The organism is Aphanothece microscopica RSMan92, from assembly GCF_046613545.2.
In the GTDB taxonomy this organism is placed as follows: domain Bacteria; phylum Cyanobacteriota; class Cyanobacteriia; order PCC-6307; family Cyanobiaceae; genus NIES-981.
Genome location: NZ_JBKKKY020000112.1, coordinates 1 through 4,099, shown reverse-complemented (window position 1 = coordinate 4,099; position 4,099 = coordinate 1). Strand labels below are relative to the sequence as shown.

The window sequence follows — 4,099 nt, the reverse complement described above, 5'->3', positions numbered from 1 at the left end:
GGGTCGCACCCAGGTGCTGCCGTTGCTGGTCGGCATGGCGATTCAGGGGTTCAAGCCCGATCTGGCCAACCGGATCGAATCCCCCCTGAACAAGTTGGCCAATGGCCTCTTCCTGCTGCTGGTCGCCGCCGTGCTGTTCAAGGCCGGGCCCAAGCTGCTGCCCTACATCAGCGCCAATGCCATGGGCCTGCTGCTGATGGTGGCGATGGTGGTGATCAGCCTGGGCCTGGGCTACAGCCTGGCCGGCCAGAACCGCCGTGAGCGCATCACCGTGGCCCTGGTGACCTCCATGCGCAATCCCGGCATGGCCCTGATGTTTGCCACCACCCACGCCCGGGATCTGCCGGGGGTCACGGTGGCGGTTCTCACCTATGTGGTGGTGACCGTGCTGCTCTCGATCCCCTTCCTGAAATCGCTCAACCGACTGGAGGCCCAGGAGACCGGGCTGGCGGCCCGGGCGAGCTGAGCACGCCGGCAGGTCGCGCTGCAGGTCGCGCTGTCGCTGCAAGGGACCACCCCCTACGCTCGCTGGATCGGGTGGCAGCCATGGGCAGCAGCTTCGGCCAGCTTTTTCGCATCAGCACCTTCGGTGAATCCCACGGCGGTGGGGTGGGGGTGATCGTGGATGGCTGCCCGCCGCGCCTGGAACTGGATCTGGAGGCGATCCAGCGTGAGCTCGACCGCCGCAAACCCGGACAGAGCAGGATCACGACCCCCCGCAAGGAGGACGACCGGGTCGAGATCCTCAGCGGGCTGCTGGATGGGGTGACCCTGGGCACCCCCATCGCCATGGTGGTGCGCAACAAGGATCAGCGGCCGGGCGATTACAAGGAGATGGCGGTGGCCTTCCGCCCCTCCCATGCTGATGCCACCTACCAGGCGAAATACGGCATCCAGGCCCGCAGCGGTGGTGGCAGGGCCTCCGCCCGTGAAACGATCGGGCGTGTGGCCGCAGGAGCGATCGCCAAGCAGCTCCTCGCCAGGGCGAGCGGCACGGAGGTGCTGGCCTGGGTGAAGCGCATCCACACGATCGAGGCCAGCGGCATCGATCCAGCGGCCGTGAGTCTGGAGGATGTGGAGCGCACGATCGTGCGCTGCCCCGATGCCGCTGTCGCCGACCGGATGATCGAGCGGATCGAGGCCATCGGCCGGGAGGGCGACTCCTGTGGTGGGGTGATCGAGTGCGTGGTGCGCCGGGCGCCGTTGGGTCTGGGCATGCCGGTGTTCGACAAGCTGGAAGCCGATCTGGCCAAGGCGGTGATGTCCCTGCCGGCCACCAAGGGCTTCGAGATCGGCTCGGGCTTCGCGGGCACCCTGCTCAAGGGCAGCGAGCACAACGATGCCTTCCTGCCCACGGCCGACGGCCGGCTGCACACCGCCACCAACAACTCCGGCGGCATCCAGGGGGGCATCAGCAACGGCGAGGAGATCGTGATCCGGGTGGCGTTCAAACCGACCGCGACGATCCGCAAGGAACAGCAGACCATCGATGCCCAGGGGGCGGCCACCACCCTGGCCGCCAAGGGCCGGCACGATCCCTGCGTCGTGCCCCGGGCCGTGCCGATGGTCGAAGCGATGGTCGCCCTCGTTCTGGCGGATCACCTGCTGCGTCAGCAGGGGCAGTGCAGTTTCTGGTGAGGCCCGTGCCCTGCCGCTGAGGCTGGCGCCGCGCCATCAGCAGCGTCTGGGGAGATCAGCCAGTCTCCCGATCAGATCCCCCAGGGCCGACCAGGCATCCGGCGCGTCGAGGCGACCGCCCAGGGCCACGGCATCCACACCCGCCTCGAGCCAGGGCATCACATCCGGCACAGCCAGACCTCCAGCCGCCACGCAGACGGGCAAGGGGCCCAGGGGGTCCCGCAGCCGCCGCCAGTAGCCGCTGCCCACGGTGATCGCCGGGAACAACTTCACGACCGGGCAGCCAAGCTGCCGGGCACGGTGCACGTCGCTGGGGCTCATCACGCCGGGGACCAGCGCCAGTCCGCACTGCCTGGCCTGGCTGAGCAGGTCCTCGTCCAGCACAGGGGAGACGGCATAGGCCAGCCCGGCTGCAGCGGCCGCCTCCAGGGCGTCCCGACCGACCACCGAAGCCGCCCCCAGATTCAGGCGGGGGAAGGCCATCCGCAGCCAGGCGCACTGGGCGCTCCACTGGGGATGGCCGCTCCAGGCAATCTCCACCTGCCGCACCCCCAGGCCCTCCAGCCGCGCCAGGCGCTCACGGAGATCGAGGGGCCGCTCAGCGCGAAGCACCACCAGCAGGGGCTGGTGGTGCAGCGACTGGATCAGGGGCCCGTAGGCGTCGATCGGGCGGGATGGCTCAGACGTACTCGGCAACCCGGACGTCGCTGTGGAGCAGCAGCTCCTGCAGGTCTTCGGCGTCCACCGTCTCCTTCTCCACCAGCAGATCGGCGAGCTCATCGAGCACCGCACGGTTGTTGGTGAGCACCTCGGTGGCCCGGCGGTAGGCCTCCTCCACCAGCTGGCTCACCTCCTCGTCGATGGTGGCGGCGGTGTCCTCGGAGAAATCCCGCTCAGCCGCGATGTCCCGACCGAGGAACATGCCGCCCTGGCTGCGGCCGAGCGCGACAGGGCCGAGACGCTCACTCATGCCGAAACGGGTGACCATCTGGCGGGCGACCCGGGCGACCTGCTGCAGGTCGTTGGAGGCACCCGTGGTGACCTCGTCATCGCCGTAGACGATCTCCTCGGCAACGCGACCACCGAGGGCCACGGCCATCTGGTTCTGCAGATAGGCACGGGAATAGAGGCCCGACTCCATCCGCTCCTCACTGGGGGTGAAGAAGGTGAGACCGCCGGCCTGGCCGCGGGGAATGATCGAGATCTTCTGCACCGGGTCGTAGTCGGGCATCAGCGCGCCCACCAGGGCATGGCCGGCCTCGTGGTAGGCCACGAGGCGCTTGCGGCGCTCGCTCATGACCCGATCCTTCTTCTCCGGACCGGCCATGACCCGCTCGATGGCATCGTTGACCTCATCCATCGAGACTTCGGTGAGCTGGCGCCGAGCCGCCAGGATCGCCGCCTCGTTCAGCAGGTTGGCGAGGTCGGCTCCGGTGAAACCGGGGGTGCGGCGGGCCACCTTGTCCAGATCCACATCCTTGGCCAGGGTCTTGCCACGGGCGTGGACCTCGAGAATCTGCAGACGGCCGCTGTAGTCGGGGCGGTCGACCACCACCTGGCGATCGAAACGACCCGGACGCATCAACGCCGCATCGAGCACATCCGGGCGGTTGGTGGCCGCGACGATGATGATGCCGGTGTTGCCCTCGAAACCATCCATCTCCGTGAGGAGCTGGTTGAGGGTCTGCTCACGCTCGTCGTTGCCGCCGCCGAGGCCGGCGCCACGCTGGCGGCCCACCGCATCGATCTCATCGATGAACACGATGCAGGGGGCGTTCTTCTTGGCCTGCTCGAAGAGGTCGCGCACGCGGCTGGCACCGACGCCCACGAACATCTCCACGAACTCGGAGCCGGAGATCGAGAAGAAGGGCACACCCGCCTCACCGGCCACGGCCTTGGCGAGGAGGGTCTTGCCGGTGCCCGGAGGACCGACGAGCAGGACACCCTTGGGAATCTTGGCGCCGACGGCGGTGAAGCGATCGGGGTTCTTGAGGAAGTCGACCACCTCGGTGAGCTCGAGCTTGGCGCCCTCGATGCCGGCGACATCACCGAAGGTGACCTGGGTCTGGGGCTCCATCTGGACCCGCGCCTTGCTCTTGCCGAAACTCATGGCGGGGTTGCCGCCGCCGCCCTGGGCCCTGCGCAGCAGGAAGAAGAGACCACCGAGCAACAGGAGGGGGAAGATCAGACTCCCGGCGGCCTGCTGCCAGGCCGCCGGCTCACGGCTGGGCTGCACGGCGATGTCCACGTCGTGGTCCGTGAGCAGCTTGAGCAGGTCCTTGTCAGGGGCGAGGTTGACAACGGCGCGGCGGCCGTCATTCTCGACCACCTGGGCCGTGCCGCGGTCCGGGGAGATCACCACCCGGGAGACTTCGTTGTCCTGGACGGCCTCGACGAAGTCGCTGTAACGCAGCGTTCGCGGAGCATTGGCCGGATCGGGGCGATCGAGGAAGGCCGTGCC

4 protein-coding genes are annotated in these 4,099 nt (G+C 68.6%); 2 read left to right on the top strand and 2 right to left on the bottom strand.

Features of this window, described 5'->3' with window-relative positions; all coding sequences use genetic code 11:
- Both ACLD7X_RS15960 and aroC read left to right on the top strand, forming a co-directional pair.
- Nucleotides 1–466, top strand: a 466-nt coding sequence (locus ACLD7X_RS15960; protein ID WP_411424668.1) for a hypothetical protein, incomplete at its 5' end; no start/stop codon positions are given.
- An 80-nt stretch (nucleotides 467–546) separates the two neighbouring features.
- The gene (gene aroC, locus ACLD7X_RS15955) at nucleotides 547–1,638 is read left to right on the top strand and encodes a chorismate synthase (RefSeq protein WP_411424667.1); all 1,092 of its coding nucleotides are present in this window, start codon (nucleotides 547–549) and stop codon (nucleotides 1,636–1,638) included.
- Between the two features lie 36 nt (nucleotides 1,639–1,674).
- Here the strand turns inward: aroC and ACLD7X_RS15950 are convergent, their stop codons facing one another.
- Complete coding sequence (locus ACLD7X_RS15950) at nucleotides 1,675–2,334, bottom strand: bifunctional 4-hydroxy-2-oxoglutarate aldolase/2-dehydro-3-deoxy-phosphogluconate aldolase (protein WP_411424666.1); 660 nt, start codon at nucleotides 2,332–2,334, stop codon at nucleotides 1,675–1,677.
- The coding region (gene ftsH, locus ACLD7X_RS15945) for an ATP-dependent zinc metalloprotease FtsH (protein WP_411424665.1) at nucleotides 2,318–4,099 on the bottom strand (1,782 nt) is incomplete at its 5' end. The genes ACLD7X_RS15950 and ftsH, both read right to left, overlap by 17 nt.